This window comes from Streptomyces sp. CO7 (assembly GCF_053474865.1).
The window spans coordinates 12,480-19,382 of sequence record NZ_JBRIOU010000014.1; the positions used below are offsets into that span (position 1 = coordinate 12,480).

Sequence of the window (6,903 nt, forward strand, 5' to 3'; positions counted from 1 at the left end):
GCTGCGCTCCCGCCCGACCCGCCCGCACCCGCTGTTCGCCGGTCTGGTGAAGGCCGCGGTCGACCGTCAGCAGGGGACCGGCGCCTACGCCGGCTGAGCACCCGGATCCGCGCCGCGACCGGTGCCCGTGGTGATCGTTGCGGCGATCGGGTGACGATACGGTGGCCGGGGTACGCGCCCTTCGAGGGCGCGTGCCCCGGCTTCGGCGTTTTCGCGCGCTGTTTCCCCGGTGTCGAGTAGTGGTGAGTAGTGGTGGAGAGGACTGGCCCGATGACCGACCAGGTGATCAAGGACGCCCCGGAGGAGTGGGAGATCCGCTCGTCGAGCACCCCGTTCACGGGCAAGAAGACCTCCGTGCGGACCGACGAGGTCGTGATGCCCGGCGGTGCGGTGGTCGGCCGCGACTACCAGGTGCACCCCGGCTCGGTGGCCGTGCTGGCGCTGGACGAGCAGGACCGCGCGGTGGTGCTGCGCCAGTACCGGCACCCGGTGCGCCAGAAGCTGTGGGAGATCCCGGCCGGCCTGCTGGACGTGCCCGGTGAGAACCCGCTGCACGCCGCCCAGCGCGAGCTGTACGAGGAGGCGCACGTCAAGGCCGAGGACTGGCGGGTCCTCGCCGACGTCTACACCACCCCCGGCGGCTGCGACGAGGCGGTGCGGATCTTCCTGGCGAGCGGGCTGTCCGACGCCGAGGGCGACCGCTTCGAGGTCGAGGACGAGGAGTCCGACATGGAGCTCGCCCGGGTCCCGGTCGCGGACCTGGTGCGCGGCGTGCTGGCGGGAGAGCTGCACAACAACTGCCTGGTGGTCGGCGTGCTGTCGCTGGTCGCGGCGCGCGCCGGCGACGGGCTGGAGGCGCTGCGGCCCGCCGAGGCGCCGTGGCCCGCCCGGCCGTTCGAGGCGTAGGACCCACGGGCAGGGCGCCGGGCCTTCGGGCCGGGCGCGGACCCTTCCGGGCAGGGCGCCGGGCATTCGGGCCGGGCGCGGACCCTTCCGGGCAGGGAGCAGGACATTCCGCGCGGGGCGCGGCCGGTTCGGACGAACGGGCCGCGCCCCGCGTCCGGTCGGGGGACCGGGCGCGTGTGGTCCCCCGTTGCGCCGCCGCCGTGTGAACTACGCTCGTGCAAGGCCCCGCGGACGGGGTGGCGCGCGCGTGCATGACGGGAGTGTGGCCCGTGACCGACCAGGCGGTGGACACCGGCAGCCAGGCGTCGACGGACACGACGCGACGGCCCTCCGGAGAGCCGTCAGCGCCGCCACCGGCCCCCGCCCCGGCACCTCGCGCCGCGCCGGGCGCCGCGCCGGGCCGGACGGAGCGGCAGGCTCCGCCTCCCCCCACCTCCGGTTTCGTGGGGCGGTCCCGGGAGCTCAAGGAGCTGCTGGCGGACATCGAACGGGCCGGCCTCAACACCATCGCCGGCCGCAAGGCCCCGCGCGCCCGCGTCCTGCTCGTCGCGGGCCGGCCCGGATCGGGCCGCAGCGAGCTCGCCGAGGAGCTGGTCCGCCGGATCGCCGACCGGTACCCCGACGGGGTCCTGCGGGCCCGGCTCACCGAGCCCGGCGGCCGCCCCGTCCCCGCGGGCCAGGCCGCCCGTCGCCTCCTCGAAGCACTGCCGGCCCCTGCGGCCGTACCCGCTCCCGCCGCGGCCGTGAGGCCCGCGCCCGCGGATGACGCGTCCGCGGATGACGCGCCCGCGGGCGAAGCGTCCGGACCCCCCGCCGTCACAGTCGCGCCCGGGGCGGAGGACGACGAGGTGACCGCCGTGCTGCGGCAGGCGCTGGCCGGGCGGAAGGTACTGCTGCTCCTGGACGACGCCGCCGACGCGGAGCAGGTCGACGAGCTGGTCCCCGACTCCCCGGACTGCCTGGTGGTCGCCGTCGCCCGCGGCCCCCTCACCGGGATCCCCGACGTCCGGCCCTGCGTCGTCGGCGGCCTGGACACCCGCTCCGCCGTCGACCTGCTCACCCGCCGGATCGGGGAGGTCCGGGTCACCGTCGACCCGTGCTCCACGCAGCAGCTCGCCGAGGAGTGCCACGGGGAGCCCGCCACTCTGCTGCTCGCCGGCGGCTGGCTCGCCGACCGCCCCAAGGTCGCCGTCGCCGACCTGGTGGCCCAGCTGCGCGCCGACCCGGCGGCCGGCCCGCTGGAGCGCATGCTCGCCCTGGTCCACGACGGTCTTCCCGCGGCGGCCGCGCGGATGCTGCGGCTGCTGTCCCTCGCGCCCGCCGGGGTGGTCGACCCGCACATCGCCTCGGCCCTGGCCGGCTGCTCCCCGCAGACCGCGACGGAGACCCTGGACAGGTTCCACCGTCTCGCGCTGCTGCGGCAGGTGCCCGCCGCCGGCCTGCTCTACGAGGTCCCCGGCTGCCTGCACCCCCTGCTCGCCGCCCTCGCCGGGCGCCTGGACCGCCCCGCGGAGCTGCGGCTGGCCCGCGCCCGCACGCTGGAGCGCACGGTCCGGCTGCTGCACGCATGCCGCGTCGCCACCGGGACCGACGAGGACGCCCGCGTCCGGCAGCAGGCGCTGCCGCGGGCCCTGCGCTTCCCCGGCCCCCAGGAGGCCGCCGCCTGGCTGGGCGAACGCCGGGACGTGCTCCTGGCCGCCGCCCGGACGGCCGCCGACGACGGGGAGCTGGACACCCTGGCCCGCCGCCTGATGTCCCAACTGGTGCGCGCCCTGGTCGCGCATGTCGGCGACGACGGGGCGGCCGCCGACCTGTACGCGCTCCACCAGCTGATGCTGGACGTCGCCGGCCGTCGCGGACTCGCCCGCGAGAAGGCCGCGGCCCTGCTCAACCTCGCCGACCTGGACGCCCGCACCGGACGCGCCGCCGAGGCGCTGACCCGCTACCGGGCGGCCCTGGACGCCGGGCGCGAGGCCCAGGACCCGTACGCCGTCGGCCGGGCCATGGAGTCCATCGGCGCCGCCCACCAGGAGCTCGGCGACCTCGACCGGGCCGCCGACTGGTACGGCCGCGCCCTCGCCGAACACCTGGCCCGCGACCGGCGCGCCGAGGCGGCCCGGCTCTACGGCCGCATCGCCACCGCCCACGCCCGCGCCGGCCGGCACGAGGAGGCGCTGCGCCACTGGCGGGCCGCCGTCACCGAGCACCGGCGCGGCGGCGACCTGACGGCCTGCGCGCGCGCCCTGGGGGAGCTGGCGCCGGCCCAGGAGCACACCGGGCGCTTCGAGGAGTCCCTGCGCACCTACCGCGAGGCGATCACCTGGGCCCGCCGCGCCGAGGACGGGCGGCTGGAGGCCCAGCTGCACCTGAGGCTGGCCGACGTCCTGGAGCGCCTGGGAGACCCGTCCGCCGCCCGGCTGCACCGGCAGAGCGCGCAGCGCCTGCCGGTGGAGGACCCCTCCGGCGGGCACCGCTGACCTGGTAGCGCACGGGTCGTCCCGGATCGTCATCCCGGTCCCTGCGAATTCAGTGGCGTATCCCTCGGGTAACGCTGGCTTTACAAGGCTAGACAGAGGGAAATCCTTCATTAGACTGGCGATGTCGCCGTTCTCCGGCGTGTATCCCGGTGTGCTCACATGTGACCGGTATATCCGTGCATGCCCTGGCAGCACCCCGCCGCCGCGTGTGCTCCCCCATGCCCCCGATTGCAAGGACCGTGATCGACGTGAAGGTCGGCATCCCCCGCGAGGTCAAGAACAACGAGTTCCGCGTGGCCATCACCCCGCCGGGTGTCCACGAGCTGGTGCGCAACGGCCACGAGGTCGTCGTCGAGCGGAACGCCGGCCTCGGCTCGTCGATCACCGACGAGGAGTACGTCGCCGCCGGCGCCCGCATCCTGGAGACCGCCGACGAGGTGTGGGCCGCGGCCGACATGATCCTCAAGGTCAAGGAGCCCATCGCCGAGGAGTACCACCGCCTCCGCAAGGACCAGGTCCTCTTCACCTACCTGCACCTCGCCGCCGACCGCCCCGGCACCGAGGCGCTGATCGCCTCCGGCACCACGGCCATCGCCTACGAGACCGTCGAGGTCGACCGCACCCTGCCGCTGCTCGCCCCGATGTCCGAGGTGGCCGGCCGGCTCGCCCCGCAGGTCGGCGCCTACCAGCTGATGCGCGCCAATGGCGGCCGGGGCGTGCTGCCCGGCGGCGTCCCCGGCGTCGCCCCCGCCAAGGCCGTCGTGCTCGGCGGCGGCGTCTCCGGCTGGAACGCCACCCAGATCGCCGTCGGCATGGGCTTCCAGGTCACACTGCTCGACCTGAACATCAACAAGCTGCGCGAGGCGGACAAGGTCTTCGGCACCAAGGTGCAGACCGTCGTCTCCAACTCCTTCGAGATCGAGAAGGCGCTGGTCGAGGCCGACCTGGTCGTCGGCGCGGTGCTGATCCCCGGCGCCAAGGCCCCCAAGCTCGTCACCAACGAGCTGGTCTCGCGCATGAAGCCCGGAAGTGTCCTTGTCGACATCGCCATCGACCAGGGCGGCTGCTTCGAGGACTCCCGTCCCACCACGCACGCCGAGCCGACCTTCGCGGTGCACAACTCGGTGTTCTACTGCGTCGCCAACATGCCCGGCGCGGTGCCCAACACCTCCACCTACGCGCTGACCAACGCGACGCTTCCCTACGTCGTCCAGCTCGCCAACCGCGGCTGGGTCGAGGCGCTGCGCCGCGACGCCGCGCTCGCCAAGGGCCTCAACGTCCACGACGGTCAGGTCGTGTACCGCGAGGTCGCCGAGGCGCACGGCATGCAGCACGTCGCTCTGGAGAGCGTGCTCGGCTGAACCGTCCGTAAACGCGGGCGAGTCGACATTCCGACAAGACGAGACAGTCACCGCCCCGTCAACCGGCGGGTCAACACCGCGAAACAGGCCGGACCTTGGGCCTCAAGGTCCGGCCTGTGGCGTCCGTACAGGCGGTTGACCGGCGGGTGAGCCGCCCGGGCAGTCAACTCGACGTCGGATTTCGGTCGTTGTGCGCCCGGGTGAATCGCGCTGTGCGACGCGCGTACGCCCTTGACAACAGGCATGTCCGACAAGGACACGGGAGGCCGGGTCCGGCGGATTGTGTTGCTGCGAACGGCCGACACGCCATAGAGTCGCCCATCGTCGGCATGGTGCCACGCTGACCTGTCTAGAAGTTTCCTGGTCACCAAGGAGGTAAGACGACTTGTGAATGAGTCGACATTTACTCCCGGGGGTGGTCAACCAGGAACGCCTGCGCCGGGCACCGGACCCGCCGGAATCGAGGCTGTCGGCTCCGTCGCGGTCCGTACCTCCGCAGTCCACCAGAGCCAGGACCCCCCACTGGCTCCGACAGCACACCAGAGCATGGATGCCCATCACGTGAACGCCAGGACCGGCGACGCAAGTGGCGCGCCCCACTTCGCCGAATACGACGAACTGCCCGACGGTCACTTCTACGACCCCGACGCCGAATACGAGCCCGACCCCGAGTACGCGGCCACCCTCGCGCCCGACGCCGCGCGTCAGCGCCGCGAGCGCATCGGCCCGACCGGGCGTCCCCTGCCGTACTTCCCGATCCCCGGGCCGCTGACCGACCACGGCCCGGCGAAGATCATCGCGATGTGCAACCAGAAGGGCGGCGTCGGCAAGACGACGTCCACCATCAACCTGGGTGCAGCGCTGGCCGAGTACGGCCGGCGGGTCCTGCTGGTCGACTTCGACCCGCAGGGCGCCCTCTCGGTCGGCCTGGGCGTCAACCCGATGGAGCTCGACCTCACCGTCTACAACCTGCTCATGGAGCGGGGCATGGCGGCGGACGACGTGCTGCTCAAGACGGCGGTCCCCAACATGGACCTGCTGCCCAGCAACATCGACCTCTCCGCGGCCGAGGTCCAGCTGGTCTCCGAGGTCGCCCGCGAGTCGACGCTGCAGCGCGCCCTCAAGCCGCTGATGTCCGAGTACGACTACATCGTGATCGACTGCCAGCCCTCGCTGGGTCTGCTGACGGTCAACGCCCTGACGGCGGCCCACAAGGTGATCGTGCCGCTGGAGTGCGAGTTCTTCGCGCTGCGCGGTGTGGCGCTGCTGACCGAGACCATCGAGAAGGTCCAGGAGCGGCTCAACCCCGAGCTCGAGCTCGACGGCATCCTCGCCACGATGTACGACTCCCGCACGGTGCACAGCCGTGAGGTGCTCGCGCGTGTGGTCGAGGCGTTCGACGACCACGTGTACCACACGGTGATCGGGCGGACCGTCCGGTTCCCGGAGACCACGGTGGCCGGCGAGCCGATCACCACGTACGCGTCCAACTCCGTCGGCGCCGCCGCCTACCGCCAGCTCGCCAGGGAGGTGCTCGCCCGGTGTCACGCCGAGTGAGTCTGCCCGGAGCCGACGAGCTGTTCCGCACCACCGGGGGCTCCGGCCTCCAGTCCTCCTCACCGCGCCGCCAGGCCACCGCCGAGCGGCCGGAGCCGCGGGTGCCGTCCCCGGCCGGCGAGGACGACCTCGCCGTCACGCGGGACGGCGCCGAGGGCCTGCCGCCTTCGGTGCCCGCGCAGGGCGGTGACGCGCAGGGCGCCGAGCACGCCGTCGCGGACGCCGGCGGCGAGCCGGGCGAGACGCACAGCAGGGCGGGCGGCGCCGACGGCGCCGCCGCCGCGGCCACGGGGGTCGCCCCGCGCCGCCGGGGGCGCCCCGCGCGCCGCCCCAGCGGGCGGGAGCGGCACGACGAGAAGATCACGGTGTACGTCTCGGCCGAGGAACTGATGGACCTCGAGCACGCCCGTCTCGTCCTGCGCGGCGAGCACGGGCTGGCCGTCGACCGCGGGCGCATCGTCCGCGAGGCGGTCGCGGTGGTCCTGGCCGATCTGGAGTCCCGGGGGGACGCGAGCATCCTGGTGCGGCGGCTGCGCGGGCGGTAGAGGTAGCCTGCCACGGCCATGACCTCGAACGTCCCCGCCCGCAGACGCCCCCTGGGC

The 6,903-nt window shown here is 73.9% G+C and carries 5 protein-coding genes; all 5 read left to right on the forward strand.

Annotated features, from left to right (window positions below; genetic code table 11):
• The first annotated feature begins 270 nt into the window (after nt 1-270).
• The 5 genes from ACOV8S_RS30430 (at nt 271) to ACOV8S_RS30450 (ending at nt 6,846) form a co-directional block, all read left to right on the forward strand.
• Nucleotides 271-906, forward strand: a complete 636-nt coding sequence (locus tag ACOV8S_RS30430; RefSeq protein ID WP_448321711.1) for an NUDIX domain-containing protein — start codon at nt 271-273, stop codon at nt 904-906.
• 269 nt (nt 907-1,175) lie between these two features.
• Nucleotides 1,176-3,383: a tetratricopeptide repeat protein gene (locus ACOV8S_RS30435; RefSeq protein ID WP_448321712.1), complete on the forward strand. Its 2,208-nt coding sequence runs from the start codon at nt 1,176-1,178 to the stop codon at nt 3,381-3,383.
• A gap of 248 nt (nt 3,384-3,631) precedes the next feature.
• A complete protein-coding gene (gene ald, locus ACOV8S_RS30440) occupies nt 3,632-4,744 on the forward strand; it encodes an alanine dehydrogenase (protein ID WP_351112785.1) in 1,113 nt (370 codons plus the stop codon).
• A gap of 387 nt (nt 4,745-5,131) precedes the next feature.
• A complete protein-coding gene (locus tag ACOV8S_RS30445) occupies nt 5,132-6,301 on the forward strand; it encodes a ParA family protein (RefSeq protein WP_448321713.1) in 1,170 nt (389 codons plus the stop codon).
• On the forward strand, nt 6,286-6,846 hold the full coding sequence (locus tag ACOV8S_RS30450; RefSeq protein WP_351112724.1) for a hypothetical protein: 561 nt from the start codon (nt 6,286-6,288) through the stop codon (nt 6,844-6,846). The genes ACOV8S_RS30445 and ACOV8S_RS30450 overlap by 16 nt, the downstream gene beginning before the upstream one ends.
• Nucleotides 6,847-6,903: the final 57 nt, after the last annotated feature.